19 protein-coding genes and 1 riboswitch are annotated in these 20,812 nt (G+C 71.1%); of the genes, 13 read left to right on the forward strand and 6 right to left on the reverse strand.

The features are described 5' to 3' along the window. Positions 1-13: 13 nt before the first annotated feature. The gene (locus tag F7R91_RS02070; RefSeq protein WP_150943759.1) at positions 14-1,726 is read left to right on the forward strand and encodes a flavin monoamine oxidase family protein; all 1,713 of its coding nucleotides are present in this window, start codon (positions 14-16) and stop codon (positions 1,724-1,726) included. 6 nt (positions 1,727-1,732) lie between these two features. Here the strand turns inward: F7R91_RS02070 and F7R91_RS02075 are convergent, their stop codons facing one another. Beyond that, positions 1,733-2,419, reverse strand: a complete 687-nt coding sequence (locus F7R91_RS02075) for a DUF5995 family protein (protein ID WP_150943761.1) — start codon at positions 2,417-2,419, stop codon at positions 1,733-1,735. A gap of 107 nt (positions 2,420-2,526) precedes the next feature. Then, the gene (locus F7R91_RS02080; protein WP_150943763.1) at positions 2,527-3,738 is read right to left on the reverse strand and encodes an MFS transporter; all 1,212 of its coding nucleotides are present in this window, start codon (positions 3,736-3,738) and stop codon (positions 2,527-2,529) included. 125 nt (positions 3,739-3,863) lie between these two features. On the opposite strand from F7R91_RS02080, the gene F7R91_RS02085 reads away from it, so the two are divergent. Further along, entirely contained in the window at positions 3,864-5,057 is a 1,194-nt protein-coding gene (locus tag F7R91_RS02085) for an ROK family transcriptional regulator (RefSeq protein ID WP_150943765.1), read from the forward strand. A gap of 97 nt (positions 5,058-5,154) precedes the next feature. Here F7R91_RS02085 and F7R91_RS02090 read toward each other — a convergent pair whose 3' ends face one another. Together F7R91_RS02090 and F7R91_RS02095 are read right to left on the reverse strand one after the other, a co-directional pair. Then, entirely contained in the window at positions 5,155-5,910 is a 756-nt protein-coding gene (locus F7R91_RS02090; RefSeq protein WP_150943767.1) for an SDR family oxidoreductase, read from the reverse strand. 103 nt (positions 5,911-6,013) lie between these two features. Further along, the gene (locus tag F7R91_RS02095) at positions 6,014-6,904 is read right to left on the reverse strand and encodes an RNA polymerase sigma-70 factor (RefSeq protein ID WP_150943769.1); all 891 of its coding nucleotides are present in this window, start codon (positions 6,902-6,904) and stop codon (positions 6,014-6,016) included. Between the two features lie 303 nt (positions 6,905-7,207). Further along, positions 7,208-7,338, forward strand: a riboswitch (FMN riboswitch). A gap of 145 nt (positions 7,339-7,483) precedes the next feature. Between F7R91_RS02095 and F7R91_RS02100 the strand changes: the two genes are divergently transcribed. From F7R91_RS02100 to F7R91_RS02140, 9 genes are all read left to right on the forward strand, one after another. Beyond that, positions 7,484-8,086 (forward strand): riboflavin synthase, encoded by a 603-nt coding sequence (locus F7R91_RS02100; RefSeq protein WP_150943771.1) that lies wholly within the window; start codon positions 7,484-7,486, stop codon positions 8,084-8,086. Beyond that, complete coding sequence (locus tag F7R91_RS02105) at positions 8,083-8,727, forward strand: nicotinamide mononucleotide transporter family protein (RefSeq protein WP_150943773.1); 645 nt, start codon at positions 8,083-8,085, stop codon at positions 8,725-8,727. Before F7R91_RS02100 ends, F7R91_RS02105 begins: the two co-directional genes overlap by 4 nt. Beyond that, on the forward strand, positions 8,724-10,010 hold the full coding sequence (locus F7R91_RS02110; protein WP_150943775.1) for a bifunctional 3,4-dihydroxy-2-butanone-4-phosphate synthase/GTP cyclohydrolase II: 1,287 nt from the start codon (positions 8,724-8,726) through the stop codon (positions 10,008-10,010). The genes F7R91_RS02105 and F7R91_RS02110 overlap by 4 nt, the downstream gene beginning before the upstream one ends. Positions 10,011-10,029: 19 nt before the next feature. Continuing rightward, positions 10,030-10,515, forward strand: a complete 486-nt coding sequence (ribH, locus tag F7R91_RS02115; protein WP_150943777.1) for a 6,7-dimethyl-8-ribityllumazine synthase — start codon at positions 10,030-10,032, stop codon at positions 10,513-10,515. Between the two features lie 34 nt (positions 10,516-10,549). Further along, positions 10,550-10,822, forward strand: a complete 273-nt coding sequence (locus F7R91_RS02120; RefSeq protein WP_007491392.1) for a phosphoribosyl-ATP diphosphatase — start codon at positions 10,550-10,552, stop codon at positions 10,820-10,822. Between the two features lie 51 nt (positions 10,823-10,873). Next, positions 10,874-11,722, forward strand: a complete 849-nt coding sequence (gene hisG / locus F7R91_RS02125) for an ATP phosphoribosyltransferase (RefSeq protein WP_150943779.1) — start codon at positions 10,874-10,876, stop codon at positions 11,720-11,722. 14 nt (positions 11,723-11,736) lie between these two features. Then, positions 11,737-12,192: a PH domain-containing protein gene (locus F7R91_RS02130; protein WP_150943782.1), complete on the forward strand. Its 456-nt coding sequence runs from the start codon at positions 11,737-11,739 to the stop codon at positions 12,190-12,192. Positions 12,193-12,459: 267 nt separating this feature from the next. Next, positions 12,460-13,785: a hemolysin family protein gene (locus F7R91_RS02135; RefSeq protein WP_150943784.1), complete on the forward strand. Its 1,326-nt coding sequence runs from the start codon at positions 12,460-12,462 to the stop codon at positions 13,783-13,785. Then, a complete protein-coding gene (locus F7R91_RS02140) occupies positions 13,782-14,870 on the forward strand; it encodes a hemolysin family protein (RefSeq protein ID WP_150943786.1) in 1,089 nt (362 codons plus the stop codon). The genes F7R91_RS02135 and F7R91_RS02140 overlap by 4 nt, the downstream gene beginning before the upstream one ends. A 32-nt stretch (positions 14,871-14,902) precedes the next feature. Here F7R91_RS02140 and F7R91_RS02145 read toward each other — a convergent pair whose 3' ends face one another. After that, a complete protein-coding gene (locus F7R91_RS02145; RefSeq protein WP_150943788.1) occupies positions 14,903-16,765 on the reverse strand; it encodes an AAA family ATPase in 1,863 nt (620 codons plus the stop codon). A 432-nt stretch (positions 16,766-17,197) separates the two neighbouring features. Continuing rightward, positions 17,198-17,848, reverse strand: a complete 651-nt coding sequence (locus F7R91_RS02150; protein ID WP_150943790.1) for a uridine kinase family protein — start codon at positions 17,846-17,848, stop codon at positions 17,198-17,200. Positions 17,849-18,057: 209 nt separating this feature from the next. Between F7R91_RS02150 and F7R91_RS02155 the strand changes: the two genes are divergently transcribed. Both F7R91_RS02155 and F7R91_RS02160 read left to right on the forward strand, forming a co-directional pair. Beyond that, a complete protein-coding gene (locus F7R91_RS02155; protein ID WP_191971309.1) occupies positions 18,058-19,014 on the forward strand; it encodes a hypothetical protein in 957 nt (318 codons plus the stop codon). A gap of 37 nt (positions 19,015-19,051) precedes the next feature. Then, positions 19,052-20,593, forward strand: coding sequence for an amino acid permease (locus tag F7R91_RS02160; RefSeq protein ID WP_150943792.1), 1,542 nt, complete (start codon positions 19,052-19,054; stop codon positions 20,591-20,593). Positions 20,594-20,812 lie beyond the last annotated feature (219 nt).

Here is a 20,812-nt window from a genome sequence, read left to right on the forward strand (position 1 = left end):
GAGTCCGTACCCCATGACGTCCACCGTGCCCAACGCCGTCGAGCACGCTGACGAGCAGCGACTGCCGATCACCATGTTCGGCCCGGACTTCCCGTACGCGTACGACGACTTCCTGGCCCACCCCGCGGGCCTCGGCCAGGTACCCGCGACCGAGCACGGCACCGAGATCGCGGTGATCGGCGGCGGCCTGTCCGGCATCGTCGCCGCCTACGAGCTGATGAAGATGGGCCTCAAGCCCGTCGTCTACGAGGCCGACCAGATCGGCGGCCGCCTGCGCACCGTCGGCTTCGAGGGCTGCGAGGAGTCGCTGGCCTGCGAGCTGGGCGCGATGCGCTTCCCGCCGTCCTCCACGGCACTCCAGCACTACATCGACCTGGTCGGGCTCGAGACCAGTCCCTTCCCCAACCCCCTCGCGGAGGCCACGCCCTCGACGGTCGTCGACCTCAAGGGCGAGTCCCACTACGCCGAGACGATCGACGACCTGCCGCAGGTCTACCGGGACGTCGCCGACGCCTGGAACAGGTGCCTCGAAGAGGGCGCCGACTTCTCCGACATGAACCGGGCCATGCGCGCGCGCGACGTCCCGCGCATCCGCGAGATCTGGTCGCGGCTCGTCGAGAAGCTCGACAACCAGACCTTCTACGGCTTCCTCTGCGACTCCGAGGCCTTCAAGTCCTTCCGCCACCGCGAGATCTTCGGCCAGGTCGGCTTCGGCACCGGCGGCTGGGACACGGACTTCCCCAACTCCATCCTGGAGATCCTGCGCGTCGTCTACACCGAGGCCGACGACCACCACCGCGGCATCGTCGGCGGCTCCCAGCAGCTGCCGCTCCGCCTGTGGGAGCGTACGCCGGAGAAGATCGTGCACTGGCCGTACGGCACCTCGCTGAGGTCCCTGCACAGCGACGGTGAGCCGCGCCCGGCCGTGACCCGGCTGCACCGCACCGCCGGCAACCAGATCACGGTGACGGACGCGAACGGCGACATCCGCACCTACAAGGCGGCGATCTTCACCGCCCAGTCCTGGATGCTGCTGTCTAAGATCGCCTGCGACGACTCGCTGTTCCCGATCGACCACTGGACGGCGATCGAGCGCACCCACTACATGGAGAGTTCGAAGCTCTTCGTCCCGGTCGACCGGCCCTTCTGGCTGGACAAGGCCGTCGACGACAGGGGAAATCCGACGGGCCGGGACGTCATGTCGATGACGCTCACCGACCGTATGACGCGCGGTACTTACCTGCTGGACGACGGTCCGGACAAGCCCGCGGTCATCTGCCTCTCCTACACCTGGTGCGACGACAGCCTGAAGTGGCTGCCGCTGTCCGCGAACGAGCGGATGGAGGTCATGCTGAAGTCGCTCGGCGAGATCTACCCGAACGTCGACATCCGGAAGCACATCATCGGCAACCCGGTGACCGTCTCCTGGGAGAACGAGCCCTACTTCATGGGCGCGTTCAAGGCCAACCTGCCCGGCCACTACCGCTACCAGCGGCGCCTGTTCACGCACTTCATGCAGGACCGGCTGCCCGAGGACAAGCGGGGCGTCTTCCTCGCCGGCGACGACATCTCCTGGACGGCCGGCTGGGCCGAGGGCGCGGTCCAGACGGCGCTGAACGCGGTCTGGGGCGTCATGCACCAGCTCGGCGGGCAGACCGACGCGACCAACCCCGGCCCGGGGGACGTCTACGACGAGATCGCGCCGGTGGAGCTTCCGGAGGACTGAGTCTGCTCACCCCGGCAGCGGGGTGAGCAGCATGCGGCCCGCCAGGCCGACCGCCGCGTCCAGGCGGTCGGCGAACTCCCCGGCGAGGTCGGGCAGCCGGCGCAGCGCCCACAGCGCGCGGGCCGCCGACCAGGAGGCGTCGCGGGCCCGCTCCAGGCTCCATGAGCCGAGGAGATGGGTGAGCGGATCGGCGACCTGGAGGAGGTCGGGTCCCGGCATCAGATCCTCGCGGACGCGTTCCTCCAGCGAGCCGAGGAGATCGCCCACGCGGTCGAACTCGTCCTCCAGATCCGTGGGTTCGCAGCCGAGCGCACGACTGGTGTCCACCACGGCGAGCACCAGGTCGTGACCGATGTGCGCGTTGATGCCCGCGAGCGCGAACTGCAGCGGTCGTACGCCGGGATGACGGCGGAACTGCAACAGCGGCCGCCAACAGGCGGGCGGGCGCCGGTCGTCGGCCGCCGTCTCCACGACGGCCAGGTAGCGCTCGGCGAACCGTACGTCCAGCGTGACCGCGGCCCGCGCGTCCCCGAGCCGACCCGTGTCGATGCACCGGCCGACCGCCTCGGTGACGGCGAGGTACACGCGGTTGAAGACCGCGACCCCGTCCCGCTCCGGCAGGGCGGTGTCCAGCGCACGCATCCGGGAGACGACCCCGTCCAGGGGAGCGGTGACTTGCCGGCATCGCACCATGGGGGCAGAGTCCCAGCTGCACGCCGGCCCGGGTACCAGCGGGCCCGGCGCTTCCCCGGAACGGGGGAACGCGGACCTGGAGGTCACCGGGCCGCGGGGCGACCGGTTCACGGCCGCGGGTCGGGAACCGCCGCGGCCCGCAGATCCACCTTCGCCCGGTCGCGGGTGCCCGCGCGCAGCACCCCCGCGAAGACCACGAGCCCGCACGCCAGCACGGTCACCAGTCCGAACGACACCGTCAGGCTGGTTGCCTCGGCGATTCCGCCGATGGCGCTCGGCGCGACCAGGCCCGAGGTGTACGTGATGGTCGCGACGCCCGCGATGGCCTGGCTCGGGTTGGGGCCGCTGCGGCCCGCCGCCGCGAAGCAGAGCGGGACGACCACGGCTATGCCCAGGCCCATGAGCGCGAATCCGGTCATCGCCACGGCCGGATGACCCGCGACGACGATGAGCAGACCACCGGCCGCGGCGAGCACGCCGCCGACCCGGACGGTGCGGACCGGGCCGAAGCGGTTCACGACCGCGTCGCCCACCAGCCGCGCCAGCGCCATGGTCAGCATGAAGCCGGTCGTGCACGCGGCCGCGAGACCCGCGGAGGTTCCGAGCTGGTCGCGCAGATAGACCGCCGACCAGTCCAGGCTCGCCCCCTCCGCGAACACCGCGCAGAATCCGACCGCGCCGATCAGCAGAGCCGACCTGGGCGGCAGCGCGAACCGGGGCGGGGGTTCCTCGTCCTCGGCGGGCTGGAGATCGAGCACCCAGTTGCACGCGGTCACTCCGAGCACGGTCAGGACCGCGGCCGCCAGGAAGTGGTGCAGACGGGCGTCCGAGCCCAGATGCGCGGCGAGGGTGCCGGCCGCCGAGCCGATCAGGGCGCCCGCGCTCCACATGCCGTGCAGGCCGGACATGATCGAGCGCCCGAGACGGTTCTCCACCTCGACGCCGAGCGCGTTCATCGCCACGTCCGCCATGCCCGCGGTGGCGCCGTAGGTGAACAGGGCCAGACAGAGCGTGAGCAGGTTCGGCGCGAGGGACGGCAGGATCAGCGACAGCGTCCAGAGGGTGATCAGACCGCGCAGCGCGTTCCGGGCGCCGAAGCGGTGGCTGACGCCGCCCGCGAGCGGCATCGCCAGCGACGCGCCGAGCGCGGGGAAGGCGAGGGCGAGCCCCAACTGTCCGGCGCTGACCGACGCATGGTCCTGGATCCACGGCACCCGCGTTGCGAACGAGCCGGTCACGGCGCCGTGCACGGCGAACACGGCGGCCACGGCGTACCGTGCCCGCTTCACCTCGTGCTGCTCGTGAACCACTGCACTCATTGTGCGGCCCCTCCTTGGCTTTCCGGCCCCTTCGTTGCGTCGGCGAAAACTATCAGGAACCCTGCCTGATAAAAAGGGGACAGTCGCCCGACTCCGGCGCCCCGCCGATCTGGAAGGATCCCGGCATGCCCGCATCACCGAGCACCGCCCGGGCCATCAACGACCGGCTCGCCCTGCGTCTGCTCCAGCAGGAGGGCCCGCTGACGGCAGGGCAGCTGAAGCAGCTGACCGGCCTGTCCCGGCCGACCGTCGCCGACCTCGTCGAACGCCTCACGGTCTCCGGACTGATCGAGGTGGTCGGGGAGTCGGGGGAGCAGCGGCGCGGCCCGAACGCGAAGCTGTACGGGATCGTCGCCGGCCGCGCCCACCTCGCAGCCCTGGATGTGCGCACCGAGGGCGTCGCCGTGGTCGTCTCCGACCTGCTCGGACACGTGCTCGCCGAGGCGTCCGTGCCGATCGGCGGGGACACGGGCACGGGCCCCGCCGTGGAGCAGGCGGTCACGCTGGTCGAACGTGTGGCGAAGGAGGCCGGCGCCGACCGGCTCCACACCGTCGGGATCGGGGCGCCCGGCCTGATCGACCCGGCGAGCGGCGAACTCCGTGACTCCAGCGGCCTGCCGGAGTGGCACCGGCGGCTGATGACCGCCCTGCGGGAGCGCTTCCCGGGCGCCCGCGTCAGCGTCGAGAACGAGACCAACCTCGCTGCCGTCGCCGAACAGCGCGACGGGGCCGCCCGGGACCGGGACACTTTCGTGCTGCTGTGGCTCGGCATGGGGGTCGGCGCCGCGGTCGTCCTCGACGGGGCGGTGCGCCGGGGAGCCTCCGGCGGCGCGGGCGAGATCGGCTTCATGCCGCTGCCGGGGACCGAGGGCCTGCCCTCCGCCACCGACTGCGACGGCGGCTTCCACTCACTGACCGGTGCGGCGGCGGTCGCGGACCTCGCGGCACGGTATGGCGTGACGGCGTCGCCCGCCGCGCACGAACCGCTTGCGGCGGCGTTCGTCCGGGAGGCCGTGGCCCGGGTCGGCGCCGCCCCGGCCGCCGACGGTTTCCTCGACGCCCTCGCCGACCGCGTGGCCCTCGGCGCCGCCGCCGTGATCTCCGTCCTGGACCCGGGCTGCCTGGTGCTGGCCGGCGAGATCGGCCGCGCGGGCGGCGACTCCCTCGCCGCCCGGGTCCAGCACCGCCTCGCCCGGATGTCGCCCCTGCACACGGAGGTACGCCCCACGAGCCTGGGCGGCGGCGCGGTCCTGCGGGGAGCGCTGCTGAGGGCACGGGACCGGGCCCAGGAGGAACTGTTCGCACCTCCCCAGAGCTAGGGCCTGTCGTCAAATGCCCGCCTGCCTGCCGGGCGGACGACGGGCATTTGACGACAGGGCCTAATGCCCCAACAGGCCCTGTCCGCCCGCCCTTCGGTCAGCGGCGTCGGCCGACCCCGAAGCGCGTGGCCAGGTGGTCCTCGAACGTGCCCTTGCCGACGGCCTGTTCGGGTGCGAGGTGGCCGCCCTCGCGGAACCCCCGGTACGCCGCGCCCCACAGCGGGACGCTCAGCACCGCACGCCGGCGCCCCGTCGCCTTCAGATATGCACGGGCCAGCGACGGGAGTGTCCGTACCGCGGGCCCGCCCATGTCGTCGACCCGGCCCGCCGGCCCCACCCTCGCCAACTCGGCCAGCCGGTCCGCGACTTCCGTCACCTCGACCGGCTGGTCGCGCACCCCGGCCGGCACCAGCACGACCGGCACCTTGGCCATCTGCTGGAACAGCCGGACCAGCAGATCGTGGAACTGGGTGGTGCGCAGCACGGTCCAGCCGAGCCCCGACTCCTCGATCAGCTTCTCCACGGCCAGCTTCGTCCTGTAGTAGCCCAACGGCACCCGGTCGACGCCGACGATGGAGATGTACACCAGATGGGCGACCCCGGCCCGCCGCGCCGCCGCGATGAGGTGCGCGGCCGACTGCTCGTCCCCGCCGCGCTGCGTTGTGGCGCAGTGCACGATCGTGTCCACGCCCTCGACGGCCGCGTCCAGACCGCTGCCGCCCTCGCGCAGATCGACGGCGTACGGCGGTGTGTGCCGGCTGAGCACCCTCACCTCGTGCCCCTGCGCCCGCAGTCGCTCGGTGACGTGCCGGCCGAGGGTTCCGGTACCGCCGGTCACCAGGATCGTGCTCATGTTGTTTCCGCCCTTTCGGACACGGGCGCCCCGGGTGGAGTGCCCTTCGTCAGCTGGGACCGGACAGCCGCCGGGAAATGTGACAACCTCCCGGGGCTTCTTTCTACGGGCGCGTGAGCTGACGGGCGGCGTATTCCAGCTTGTCCGGATTCACTATGGCCCGCACCCGCACGATCAGCCCGTCGCGCCGCTCGAATCCGAGGACGCCGACGAGCGAGTCGCCGGCCCATGCGGCCAGTCCGCTCATGCCGTTGACCTCGGCCACCGTGAAGTGCAGGTCCGCCGTGAACTTCTGTGCGATGCCGACCAGGAACCGGACGACCTTCTCCCGCCCCTCGATCGGCCGCAGCGCGGCGGAGACCTTGCCGCCGCCGTCGCTCCACCAGGTGACGTCGTCCGCGAGCAGCTTCTCCAGCCCGGCCAGATCGCCCTCGCGGGCCGCCGTGAGAAAGGTGGTGACCAGTTCCTCCTGGCGCTCGGGCGACGCGGGCTCGAAACGGGACCGCGGCTCACCGATGCGATGGACGGCCCGCCGGTACAGCTGGCGGGAGTTGGCCTCGGTCAGGTCCAGCGCGTCGGCGATCTCCCGGTGCCCGTACCCGAACGCCTCCCGCAGCACGTACACGGCCCGTTCGGTCGGTGTGAGCCGTTCCAGCAGGATCAGCATCGCCAGGGACACGGCGTCCCGCTGCTCGGCGGACTCCAGGGGGCCGAGCGTGCCGTCCGAGGTGACCACGGGCTCCGGCAGCCAGGTCCCCACATACCGCTCGCGCCGGGCCCTGGCCGAGGTCAGCCGGGTGAGGCAGAGGTTGGTGACGACCTTCGCGAGCCAGGCCGCGGGGTGCTCGATGGCCGCACGGTCGGCCCCGCTGAACCGCAGATACGCGTCCTGGACCGTGTCCTCGGCCTCGTCGGCGGAGCCCGTCATCCGGTAGGCCAGGCCGAACAGCCGGGGGCGGTGGCGTTCGAACTCGTCGGCGATCGCGCTCGTCATGCGTTCACCCTGCCAGAGCGGGGGAGCGGGGTGATGAGTGACCCGGCGACGGGCAAGGGCCGTCGTCACCGCCGCCGGGCCGGTCGGCGCGGGGAGGGCGGAAGCCCCTCACCCGGGCAGACCCTAAAAGGACTAGACCATACGGGTCAATAGGTATGGACCAATCTCAAGCCGCCCCGCCCGTGAGCGAGTTGGGTCGCCCGGCCCGTCCGAGAAGTCCAGTCGCGAACCTTGTGATCGACCCCACACGGTTCGCCCGTATGGACGCCGACCGGGCGTGGCACACTGGCTCTGTACCAGAAGCAGCGCACTCCGGGGTCGGTGAAAGTCCGAACCGGCGGTTACAGTCCGCGACCCGGTCGCCTCCAGCGGCCGGTTGACCAGGTGAAATTCCTGGACCGACGGTTAAAGTCCGGATGGGAGGCAGTGCGCGGCGGGCGGGCATTCGTGCGCGCCGCCGTATCGGTTCGCCATCAGGCGAGCTCCGTCCGGCGTCGCCCCCGGTGTCCCTGCTCGTTCATTGTGTCGTCATCGACAGCCCCGGAGTCCGTGCCCCCATGAGGCAGGAGGACCCGGGAAGTGTTCACCGGAATCGTCGAAGAGCTGGGTGAAGTCACCGCCGTCGAGATCCTCGACGACGCCTCCCGCTTCCGTCTGCGTGGACCGGTCGTCACCCAGGGCGCGCGGCACGGCGACTCGATCGCCGTCAACGGCGTCTGTCTCACCATCGTGGAGCACGAGGGCGACGAATTCACCGCCGACGTCATGGCGGAGACCCTCAAGCGCTCCAGCCTCGGCGCCCTCACCGTCGGCTCCCGCGTCAACCTCGAACGCCCCATGGCCGTGGGCGCGCGCCTCGGCGGGCACATCGTCCAGGGCCATGTCGACGGCACCGGCACGGTCCTGGAGCGCACGCCGTCCGACAACTGGGAGATCGTGAAGATCTCGCTCCCCGCGGACCTCACGCGCTACGTGGTCGAGAAGGGCTCCATCACCGTCGACGGCATCAGCCTCACCGTCGTCGACGCCGGCCCCGACCACTTCACCGTCAGCCTCATCCCCACCACCCTCGCGCTGACCACCCTCGGCCACAAGCAGCCCGGCGACCCCGTCAACCTCGAGGTCGACGTCATCGCCAAGTACGTCGAGCGGCTGCTGGGCAGTCAGGGGGCCACCCGGTGAACTGGCTCAACTCCGAGGCGTTCACGCTGTTCGACCAGCACATCAAGTGGTCGGACACGATCGGCAACGTGATCGGCCTGATCGCCCTCGCGCTCGGCTGGCGGCGTTCCATCTGGAGTTGGCCCGCCCAGTTCGTCTCGGGAGTCGTCCTCTTCGCGGCCTTCGCCACCGCGCACCTCTCCGGCAGCGCCGGCAAGCAGATCGTCGTGATGGCGGTCGCGGTGTACGGCTGGTGGCAGTGGAACCGCGGCAAGGGCCAGGCGCAGGACGGCGGCGTCGCCGTCCGGTTCGCCACCTGGCGCGAGCGCACGGCCCTGGCCGGTGCCGCCGCATTCGGCACGGTCGCCGTGGCGCTGCTCTTCAAGGCGTACCCGTCGCTGTCCTGGGACCCCTGGCCGGACGCCTACATCTTCGTCGGCACGATCGTCGCCATGTACGCCCAGGCGCGCGGCATGGTCGAGTTCTGGTTCGCCTGGCTGCTCGTCGACCTGGTCGGCGTGCCCCTCAACTTCGCCAACGGCTTCGCCTTCTCCGGCTTCGTCTACATCATCTACGGCGCACTCGTCCTGTGGGGCATGCGCGACTGGTGGCTGCGCTCCCGCAGGGACTCGCGGCCCGTCCTGGAAGGAGTGCCCGCATGACAACGGCCCCCATCCTCTACAGCACCGACATCGAGGACTGGTCCCTCGACCCCGTCGAGCAGGCCATCGCCGACATCGCGGCCGGCCGCCCCGTCGTGGTCGTCGACGACGAGGACCGGGAGAACGAGGGCGACCTCGTCATCGCCGCCGAGAAGGCCACCCCCGAGATCGTCGCCTTCATGATGAGCGAGTGCAGGGGACTGATCTGCGCCCCCATGGAGGGCGACGAGCTGGACCGGCTCGAGCTCCCGCAGATGGTCGAGGACAACACCGAGTCGATGAAGACCGCGTTCACCGTCACCGTGGACGCCTCCGCCGCGCACGGGGTGACCACCGGGATCTCCGCCTCCGACCGCGCCACCACGCTTCAGCTGCTCGCCGACGGCACCGCAGGGGCCGACGACTTCGTCCGCCCCGGCCACATCTTCCCGCTGCGCGCCAGGCCGGGCGGGGTGCTCGTCCGCAACGGCCACACCGAGGCCGCCGTCGACCTCGCCCGCCTCGCCGGACTGCGCCCGGCCGGCGCGATCGTGGAGATCGCCGGCGAGGACGGCCGGATGCTGCGCCTGCCCGAGCTGATCCCGTTCGCCCGCAAGCACGGCCTGACGATCATCTCCATCGAGGACCTGATCACCTACCGCCGGGCCGCCGAGCCCACCGTCCGCCGCGAGGCCGAGGTGCGGCTGCCCACCGCCCACGGCGCGTTCACGGCGTACGGCTACCGCTCCACCGTCGACGGGGTCGAGCACGTCGCCCTGGTGCACGGCGAGATCGGCGACGGCGAGGACGTCCTCGTGCGCGTCCACTCCGAATGCCTCACCGGTGACGTCTTCAGCTCCCTGCGCTGCGACTGCGGACCCCAGCTGGACGCCTCCCTGGCCCGCATCCAGGCCGAGGGCCGGGGAGCGGTCGTCTATCTGCGCGGCCACGAGGGACGCGGCATCGGGCTGATGTCCAAGCTGCGCGCGTACGAGCTCCAGGAGCGCGGCCGCGACACCCTCGACGCCAACCTGGAGCTCGGCCTGCCCGCCGACGCCCGGGACTACGGCGCCGGCGCGCAGATCCTGGCGGACCTCGGCGTCCGCAGCCTGCGTCTGATGACGAACAACCCCGAGAAGACCGACGCGCTGCTGCGCCACGGCCTCAAGGTCAACGGACGCGAGCCGATGCCCGTGACCGTGGGCGAGCACAACCTCCGCTACCTGCGCACCAAGCGGGACCGGATGGGGCACGACCTGCCCTGGCTGGACGCGGCCCCCGCGTCCACCTGCGGCAACCAGTAAGAGAACAACGAGGAGAGACGTGAGCGGCAAGGGTGCACCGGAACTGTCCGTACGCAATGTCGGGGACCTGCGGGTCGCCGTCATCGCGGCACAGTGGCACGAGACGGTGATGGACGGACTGGTGAACGGCGCCCTGCGCGCCCTGCACGAGCTCGGTATCGACGAGCCGACCCTGCTCAGGGTCCCCGGCAGCTGGGAGCTCCCGGTGGCCGCCAAGGTCCTCGCGGGCCGCGGGTACGACGCGGTCGTCGCCCTCGGCGTCGTGATCCGCGGCGGCACCCCCCACTTCGACTACGTGTGCCAGGGCGTCACCCAGGGCCTCACCCAGGTCTCCGTCGAGACCGGCGTCCCCGTCGGCTTCGGCGTGCTGACCTGCGACACCGAGGAGCAGGCCCTGGACCGCGCGGGTCTGGAGGGCTCCAACGAGGACAAGGGACACGAGGCGGTGACGGCGGCGGTGGCCACCGCGGCCACCCTCCGCTCAGTATCTGAACCGTGGCACTAGGCGGGGCGGCACAACGGCTAGGGTGGGCACCACCATGTCCAAGAAGACGTTCGAGGAGCTCTTCACCGAGCTCCAGCACAAGGCCGCCCACGGCGATCCCGCCACCTCCCGCACCGCAGAGCTGGTCGGCAAGGGCGTCCATGCCATCGGCAAGAAGGTCGTCGAGGAGGCCGCCGAGGTCTGGATGGCCGCCGAGTACGAGGGCAAGGAGGCGGCCGCCGAGGAGATCTCGCAGCTGCTCTACCACGTCCAGGTGATGATGGTCGCCCGCGGGATCTCCCTGGACGACGTCTACGCCCACCTCTGAGCCGCACCTCGCACCCCAGCACCGTACGAACGAACGAAGGAAGCCGACCTCATGCTGCGCATCGCCGTCCCCAACAAGGGTTCCCTGTCAGGCCCTGCGGCGGAGATGCTGCATGAGGCCGGCTACCAGCAGCGCCGAGAGTCGAAGGAACTCCGGATCGTCGACCCGGAGAACGAGGTCGAGTTCTTCTACCTCCGCCCCCGCGACATCGCGATCTACGTCTCCTCCGGCCGCCTCGACATCGGCATCACCGGGCGCGATCTGCTGATCGACTCCGGTGCGAAGGCCGAGGAGATCCTGCCGCTCGGCTTCGCCCGCTCCACCTTCCGCTACGCCACCAAGCCGGGCACGGCGACCGGTGTCGAGGACCTGGGCGGCATGACGGTGGCCACCTCGTACGAGGGCATCGTCGCCGGACACCTCGCCGAGCACGGCATCGACGCCTCCGTCGTCCACCTCGACGGCGCCGTGGAGACCGCCATCGAGCTCGGTGTCGCCGAGGTCATCGCGGACGTCGTCGAGACCGGCACCTCGCTGCGCAACGCCGGCCTGGAGATCATCGGCGAGCCGATCATGAAGTCGGAGGCCGTCGTCGTCCGGCGCAGCGGCGCCGACGCCGAGGACCCCAAGGTGCAGCAGTTCCTGCGCCGCCTCCAGGGTGTCCTGGTGGCCCGGACGTACGTGATGATGGACTACGACTGCCGCGTCGAGCAGCTCGAGAAGGCCGTCGCGCTCACCCCGGGCCTGGAATCGCCCACCGTCTCGCCGCTGCACAACGAGGGCTGGGTCGCCGTCCGTGCGATGGTCCCCGCCAAGGAAGCGCAGCGGATCATGGACGACCTGTACGACATCGGCGCACGGGCCATCCTGACCACCGCCATCCACGCGTGCCGGCTCTGAGGGGTCGCGGAGAGATGTCCGACCTGCCCACCCTTCCCGTCACCTTCCGGCCGGGCCGCACCCGCGCGGTCCTGCTGACCGCCGGAAGCGCCATCTTCGCCGTCATCACGACGATCGCGATGCTGCTGGAGAAGCTCAGCGCGGGGGAGCGCCTCAGCTTCGTCCTCACCGGGGCGATGCTCTTCGGCGTGCTGCTCGTGCTGTCCCGGCCGAAGGTCGTCGCCGACGAGTCCGGCGTCACCGTCGTCAACATCGCCGGCAGGCGCCGTCTCGACTGGGCCGAAATCCTCCGGGTGAACCTGCGGCCCGGCGACCCGTGGGTGTTCCTCGACCTCAGCGACGGCACCAGCCTGCCCGCGCTCGGCATCCAGCCGGGGATCGCCAAGCAGCGGGCCATCGACGACGCGCGCACCCTGCGGGCGCTGGCCGAGGCCCGGTCCATCAAGGATCCCGGGCCGCAGCACGGGTGACTCGCGCCACTTCAAGGCCGCCCCACGCACCATGAAGACTGACTCACGGCCGCCGACCCTGCCGCACAGCCCCGTGTCTTGATTAATCTGTTGGCGGAGGCGCGTTTCGCTGCGTCTCCGCCCCTGTGTGCCGCCCGGCGCCCAGGGGTTCCTGCTACCCGAGGAGTGACACCCTCCGGCGATGGACGGATCGTCCTGTAGTACCTGCGCCGCCCCCTGCCGACATACCGCGGACCCGGTCCGCGCGTACGCGCCGGCGGCGGCATCATGACCACCCCGTTGCTGCTGCTCGCGGCAGCCTTCGTGCTGATTCTCGCCAACGGCTTCTTCGTCGCGGCCGAGTTCGGCCTGGTCACCGTCGAGGCCACGGACGCGGAACGGGCCGCCGCCGACGGCGACCGACGGGCCCGTAAGGTCGCCGACTCGCTCAAGGAGCTGTCCTTCCAGCTCTCCGGCACCCAGCTCGGCATCACCATCACCTCCCTCGTCGTCGGCATGCTCGCCGAACCCGCGCTGGCCGCGCTGCTGCACGGCCCGTTCGCCGCGGTCGGCATCCCCGAGGGAGCCGTGTCCGGTGTCGCCGTGGCCGTCGGCATGCTCCTCGCCTCCGCGGTGCAGATGGTGATCGGCGAACTCGTGCCCAAGAACTGGGCGGTGTCCCGGCCCATGCAGGTCGCGCGGTTCGTCGCCGGCCCGCAGCACGCCTTCGCGCGGCTGTTCCGGCCGGTGATCGCCGGCCTCAACGCCGTCGCCAACCGCCTGGTCCGCGCGATGGGCGTCGAGCCGGCCGAGGAGCTGGCCTCCGCCCGCACCCCCGGCGAACTCGTCTCCCTGGCCCGGCACTCCGCGCAGGCCGGTGCCCTGGAGCAGGACACCGCCGACCTCTTCGTCCGGACGCTGTCGCTCGGCGAGCTGACCGCGCAGCACGTGATGACCCCGCGTGTGAAGGTCAGCGCGCTGCAGTCGTCGGCGACCGCGGAGGACGTGGTCAACCTGACCCGCGCGACCGGTCTGTCCCGCTTTCCCGTCTACCGGGAGAAGATCGACGAGATCGTCGGCATGGTCCACCTCAAGGACGCCCTCGCGGTCCCCTCGCAGGACCGGCTGCGCACCCCGGTGGGACGTATCGCCCGCCCGGCGCTGCTGGTGCCCGAGACCCTGCCCGTGCAGCCGCTGCTGGCCCAGCTGCGCAGCGAACAGCCCATCGCGGTCGTCGTCGACGAGTACGGCGGCACGGCCGGTGTGGTCACGCTGGAGGACATCGTCGAGGAGATCGTCGGTGAGGTCCGCGACGAGCACGACGGACAGGACCTGCCCGAACTGGCCGCCGCCCTGCCGGAGGACGGCAGGCCCGCCTGGGACGCCGACGGCAGCTGCCGTGTGGACGTGCTGCAGCGCATAGGCCTCGATGTGCCCGAGGGACCGTACGAGACCGTCGCCGGTCTGGTCGCCGATCTGCTCGGCCGGATCCCGGCCGTCGGCGACCGGGCCGAACTGCCCGGCTGGCGGCTGTCCGTGCGCCGGGTCGGCCACTACCGCGCCGAGCGGGTCCGCCTGGTCAGAACGGGGACCGTCGTGGAGGCCGCCCGATGAGCATGCTCCAACTCCTCTTCGCCGCGCTGCTGGTGCTCGCCAACGGCTTCTTCGTCGGCGCCGAGTTCGCGCTCGTCTCCGTGCGCCGCAGCCAGATCGAGCCGCTCGGCACCGCGCGGTCCCGGCAGGTCCTGTACGGCCTTCAGCGGCTGCCGCAGATGATGGCGGCCGCCCAGTTCGGCATCACCGTGTGCTCGCTGACCCTGGGCGCGGTCGCCGAGCCGACGGTCGCGCACCTGCTGGAGCCGGTCTTCGAGTGGATCCATCTGCCGCACGGGATGATCCACCCCCTCGGCTATGTGATCGCGCTCGCCGCCGTGGTCTTCTTCCATCTCGTCATCGGCGAGATGGTCCCGAAGAACCTCGCCATGGCGGCCCCCGAGAAGGCCGCGCTGTGGCTCAGCCCCGGCCTGGTCGCCTTCGCCCGCCTGTGCCGGCCCATCACCGTGGCGCTCGGCGCCTGCGCCCAGGGCATCCTGCGGCTCTTCCGCGTCGAGCCCAAGGACGAGGTCGAGGCGGTCTTCACCAGCGAACAGCTCAACCGGCTGGTGGAGGACTCCGGGCAGGCCGGTCTGCTCGCCCCCGAGGAGCAGGAACGCCTGGAGGACGCCCTGGAGCTGGGCTCCCGCCCGGTGACGGACGTGCTGCTGCGGCGCGAGTCCCTGGTGACGGTCAGCCCGGCGGTCACCCCGGGGCAGATCGTCGGGCTCACCGCCCGCACCGGGTACTCCCGTTTCCCGGTGGCCGCCGAGACGGGCGCTTTCATGGGCTATCTGCATGTGAAGGACGTACTGGACCTGGAGGACTCCGAACGGGCCGTACCGCAGCAGCTGTGGCGTCCCATGACGACCCTCAGGTCCGAACTGCCCCTGGACGACGCCCTGACGGTGATGCGCCGCGCCGCGACCCACCTGGCGCAGGTGGCGGACGCGTCCGGGAAGGTGCTGGGGCTGGTCGCGCTGGAGGACGTGCTGGAGCTGCTGGTCGGCGAGGTGACGGATCCCGCGCACCGGAAGACGCCGCACACGATCAGGGTGGCGGAGCCGCGGGCGAGCGGCGAGCCCGAGGGGGCGCTGGCGGGCTGACGTGACGACCGCCGGCCGGTCCGCGGGGTCCGTCACATCGCCGACGGATCCTGCGGGCCCCGGCCCGACAGCACCTCGCCGTACGCCTGCATCAGATCCGGCAGCCGGAGCGTGGACAGGTCGTCCCGGGACAGCGTGCCCGGATACATCGACAGCCGCAGGTCCCGGTAGGCACAGCTCTTCTCGTACAGGGTCCGCAGGAACCGCCCGTTGCCCAGCTCGTCGATCCATCCCTGGTCGACCACGTGCCCGGCGATGGAGCGCAGCTCGTCGAGCGCCTCCTCGTCCCACACGTCCCCGTTCTCCGCGGCCAGCACCTCGCCGATCGAGGTCAGTTCGAGGGGGCGGTACGACGGGAAGTCGACGCGGGTGGTGAAGCGGGAGGACAGCCCGGGATTGGCGGCGAGAAGGCGGTCCATGCCCTCCGGGTAGCCGGCGAGTATGACCACCAGGTGATCGCGGTTGTCCTCGGCCCGTTTCAGCAGCACCTGAAGGGCCTCGTCGCCGTATGCGTCGCCCTTGCCGTAGCCGGAGTTGGACAGGGAGTAGGCCTCGTCGACGAAGAGGACTCCGCCGAGCGCCGAGTCGATGAGCTCGTTCGCCTTCACCGCGGTCTGGCCGAGATACTCGCCGACCAGGTCGGCCCGCTGGGCCTCGACCAGATGGTCGCCGCCGAGCAGCCCCAGGGCGTAGAAGACGCGGCCCAGTATGCGGGCCACCGTGGTCTTGCCGGTGCCGGAGGGACCGGAGAAGACGAAGTGCCGCTTGGGCGGCTGGACCGGCAGGCCCTGACCGGCGCGCAGCCGGGCCATGTTCAGTTGGGCGGAGAGCGCCTTCACCTGGCGTTTCACGGGTTCCAGGCCCACCATGCGCTCCAGCTCGGCGAGCGCCTCCTCCAGCAGCACGGGATCGGTGGGTCCCGCGGGCAGCGGCGGCACCGGTGCGTTCTTCTCGCGCACGGCCGGTCCGGTCACCGACGGCAGCGGGCCGGCCGGCGACGGCTCGGGCTCCGTCAGCCTCAGGTCCCGTCCTTCGGTGCCGAACAGCGGGTCGAGGCAGTCCGGCCCCTCCAGGGCGTCCTGCCCGAGGCCGGTGAGCGTGATCGCCGCGAGGTCGGCGGGGTCGTCGTAGCCGTCACCCTCGGCGATCGCCGCGAGGCGGGCCGAGGTGTCCATGAACGCCGGGTCGACGCGGTGCACGGCCCGGTACAGGGGGAGGGCGGCCGCGCTGCGGCCCGTGCCCTCGTGCGCCCGCGCCAGCCAGTAGCGCAGCTCCTTGCGCTGGGGCTGTTCGCTGCGGCAGCGCATCAGAGCGGCCGACAGGAGGGGTTCGGCCTGCCCGTACATCTCCAGGCGGACGCGGGCCATGCCGCCGAACAGACCGGCCTCGATGCCGAGCATGGGGTCGTCGAGCAGCGGGTCGGTGTGCCGGACCAGCTGCTCCCAGTCCTTGACCAGATAGGCGCGGCAGGCGTGCAGGAAGCGGACCTGGTGGTCGGCGTCGACCGGCGGCAGTCCGGCGAGGGCCCGGTCCAGCTCCGGGACGTGCCGGCCGTCCAGCCAGTGGGAGGCGTGCGCGAGCAGCAGATCGCGGGGGCTCTCCAGGACGGGTTGCACCCACCAGCCCAGCCAGTACCAGGAGTTCAGGGTGCGACGGTGCCGGGCGCGCTGTTCGCCGAAGCGTTCCCGGTGCCGGAACATGCGCAGTAACGCGGTCGTCGTGTCGACGCGCAGCGCGTGCAGCCCGAGCCAGCCGTCGGCCATCCCGGGATCGATGCGCACCGCGGCCCGGAACTCCTCCTCCGCCTGCGGATAGGCACCCATCGTGTAGGCATCCACACCCCGCAGCCAGGCGAGGTCGGCCGGGGCCTCGGTGCCCTGCGTGCCGAAGTCCATCACGTCCCCCACAAACCGTGCCCCCGCTGGTTCACCGACGGGCCGTCGCCCGTCGGCGCTGTGGTCCAACGGCCGTGCCGCGGACCGGAGTTGCGACGGTGCGCAGAGCTGCCGTCCCTGTGTCGCACCGAGGGCATCGTACCCGCGACGGCCTCGCCCGCCGAAGGGTGCCGCACGGGCCGTTTGACGAGGTGGGAGCAGATGGGGCGCATCGAGCGTGGTGACCGAGGGTGAAGACATCAGGCCCCGCGGCGCCCGGATCACCCAGAGAGGGCAGAACGAAGCCCCCGATCACGGGGGAACAACCGGGGGCTTCGCGACTGTGGGCGACTTCCGATAGCCGCACATTGAGAACGTAAGTCCTGTACGGGCCCCCGGTCAAGCCGAGTTGAAGCACTCCGGAAAGTTCCAGCGCAGGGGTTCTTCACACGTTCAGCACATTGCGGATGGTCCGTCACCGTGTGTGAGGGGCCGGTCCGGTCCACATGTCCCGGCAGGCCCCCTGAGCACCTCGTATCCCTCGCTGTACTGCCGTACCAGAAGGTCCGCGTAGGGCCGGGAGGGGTCCTCGGCGAAGTGCCGGCGCTCCGCCCGGACCCAGCCGGCCCAGAACTCCCGCTGCTCCTCGCCGTCCCGTGACCGGCCGCGGGTCCACGACTCCTCGTGCGGCAGCTCCATCCACAGCAGCTGCGCCAGATGCGGGCGCAGGGCGCGGCGGCCGGCGCCGACTCCCTCCAAGAGGATCACGGGGGCGGGCGGCAGGGTGTGCGTCGGGCCGAAGCGGCGAGCCCGCCAGTCGTAGGTGGCGTAGTGCGCGCTCTCGCCGCGGCCGAGCGGTTCGATCACCTGGGCCAGCAGTCGCCCGGTCCACCCGAACATTTCGTCGTGGCTGGCGATGTCGTCGAGGTGCAGTACGGGTGCGCCCGCAAGGGCCCGGGCCAACTGTCCGGCGAACGTGGACTTTCCGGAGCCGGCGTGCCCGTCGATGCCGATCAGCCGCACCGGGCCGCAGGACGGGGGCAGACGGCGGAGCCGGGAGGCGAGCTCGTGAATGGCTGTTCCTCGAAGGAGTGGGGCGAGCATATTTCGTTGGAACATTCTAGCGCCAGGGGCTCATGGGCCCGGAAATAGTGTCGCATTGAACTAGTTGTTGAGTCTTGCTCTTGTCTTCTCCGATGTCGTCGGAAAACCCCGTCCGTTATGTCGAAATCGGCGTTCCCAGTGCCCGTGCCGCTGAGTAGGGTGCCTGGTGTTCAACTGCGAGACGTCGTAACGGGGATGGACAGGAGCAGATGGCCGCGGGGTTATTCGAGGGGCAGTATGTGTGGCATCCGGCGGCCGACGACCGTTTGCTCGCGAGCGTCTGCGTCGACGTACGGGCCGGCCGTAGTCACAGCGCCCAGGAAGCCCTGGCCGAGACACGGGGAGATTTCGGGCTGCGCGGCCACCGCTCCCTGGTCCTGGCCTCGGAGGCGGCCGACTCCGACCTCGCCGAGCGCTGGCTGGACGAGGACCCCACTCCCGAGGCCGCCCTGATGTGGGCGCGGGTCGCCGTGCTGCGGGCGCTGCGCGCGGCCGACGCCCACGATCCGCGGGCCGAGGCGCTGGAGCGGATGGCGCTGGCCGCCTGCGACCGGGCCGCGGCGGCCCACCCCGCCGATCCCACCCCCTGGGTGGCCAAGCTGGCCATGGCACGGCTGCACCGGCTGCGCGACCCGGCGCCGCACGGGCTGCTGACCGCACCGCCGGGACCCTGGCGGCTGTTCTCGCACATCCTGTCGCTCGACCCCTGGCACCGTGAGGCCCACCACCGCTTCCTGGCGTGCTTCTTCACCCGGTACGGCGGCTCGGTGAACGCGGCCTGGGACGTCGCCGCGTTCCTCGGCCAGCGGGCGCCCGCGGACTCGCCGCTGCGGCTGCTCCCGCTGGTCGCGCTGGTGGAGAGCTACAACCCGACCCAGCTGCTCGCCGACCGGGTCTGGGAGCAGCCGCAGTGGCGCTCGGCCGCGCTCGCGGTCTACCAGAACTGGCTGCCCGCGGTGGCCGGTTACCGCTTCACGCCGGTGCTCGACCTGGCATACCTCGCGCATGCGCTGGTCATGGGCGGGCGCGAGTTCGAGGCCCGCGCGGTGTTCACGGCGATGGGTCCGTACGCCTCCCGGATGCCCTGGAGCGTCTTCGGTGAACCGGCGGACCAGCTGTCGCGGGCGCGCCGTGCCTGCGGCCTCCCCGTGCCGGGAGCCGCCTGAGCCCCACCCAACCCCCCACCGAGAGAAAGGCAGACCCTTGTCAGAACGGATATCGGTCCCGCGTGCCCGAACCCGCGGGGAAGCCGATCCGGACCTGCTCGACGACGACGCCACCCTGCATGCGATGGGTTATCCGAGAAAACTCACCCGCCGCTTCAAGGCGTTCGACAATTTCGCCATCTCATTCACCATCATCAACATCATCTCCGGTATTTTCTCCGGCTTTGGATTCGGTCTGAACGCGGGCGGCCCGCGCATTCTCGTCTTCGGCTGGATCGGTGTCTCCGTCATGGTGCTCTTCGTGGGAGCAGCGATGGCGGAAGTGGCCTCGGCCTATCCGACGAGCGGGGCGCTGTATTTCTCCGCCGGGAAACTCGCCAGGCGGCACAAGGGCGCCTGGTCCTGGTACACGGGCTGGCTGAACTTCGTGGGCCAGGTCGGCGGCACGGCCGCCACGGGCTACGCCGCCGCCACCTTCGTCCAGGCGTTCATCACCCTCCAGTGGCCCTCGTACGAGCCGACAGCCCACCGGACGGTCCTGATCACGGCCCTGATCATCGTGCTCCAGGGCCTCGCGAACACGTACACCGTGCACCTGGTCGCCGTCCTCAACCGGATCTCCGTCTGGTGGCTGCTGACCGGGCTCGTGATCATCGTGAGCACGCTGATCGTCATGCCCGACCAGCACCGCTCGGCGTCCTTCGTGACGCATTTCGTGAACAACACCGGTTTCACGAGCGGGCTGTACGGCGGCCTGCTCGGCCTGCTGTTCACCAGTTGGACCTTCACCGGCTTCGACGGCAGCTTCCACATGTCCGAGGAAACCGTCCGGGCGACGGTGAACGCCCCCAGGGGGATCACTCGTGCGATCGGCTACTCGGCGATCACCGGACTGATCCTGGTGCTCGCGCTCGTCCTGAGCATTCATGACTACGACCGTGTGGCGGGCGCGTCCGCGCCTCCCGTCCAGATCCTGATCGACGGGCTCGGCCTCGGCACCGCCAAGGCACTGCTGCTGATCGTGATCGGGGCCATGCTCTTCTGCGGCCTGGCCAATCTCACCAGCAACACGCGGCAGATCTTCGCCTTCTCCCGGGACGGGGCGATGCCCGGCTCGCGCTGGTGGCACTCGGTCTCCCCGCGCACCCGCACCCCCGTCAAGGCGGTCTGGCTGGCGGTCGTCTGCTCGCTGGCCCTCGTGCTGCCGGGCTGGTGGTCGCACACGGCGTTCACCGCCATCGTCAGCGTGAACGTGGTCGGGCTCTTCCTCGCCTACGCCGTGCCGATCTTCCTGCGGCTGCGGCTCGGCGACGAGTTCCAGCCCGGGCCGTGGCACCTCGGCCGCTGGGGCCGGCCTGTCGGGGCCGTGGCGGTGACCTGGATCCTACTCAGCAGCGTCCTGTTCATGCTGCCGCAGGCCTCGCCGATCACCGCCGACTCCTTCAACTACGCCCCGATCGCCCTGGGCGTCGTGCTGCTCGTGGCCACGGTGTGGTGGTTCGCCACCGCCCGCCGCCGCTTCCGCGGTCCGGTGAGCTACGGCCGCCCGGACGAGGTGGCCGCGATGGATCTCATCTGACGATCGGCCATCGGCCATCGGCCTCTTGGTCCATCGGTCGATCGGCCCATCGGTCCCGGCGCGGCGTGTCCGACCGCGCCGGGACCGTCCCGCAGCAGGTCATGCCAGTGGTCCAGACCCATATTCATGGGCGTGGCACGGCCCGAGATGCTGGCCGGACCATGGCCGCTGCGGCCATAGTTGGCGCACCACCGCGCGCCAGCCGGTGGACGAACGCGC

This window comes from Streptomyces luteolifulvus, from assembly GCF_008806595.1.
GTDB classification, from domain to species: domain Bacteria; phylum Actinomycetota; class Actinomycetes; order Streptomycetales; family Streptomycetaceae; genus Streptomyces; species Streptomyces luteolifulvus.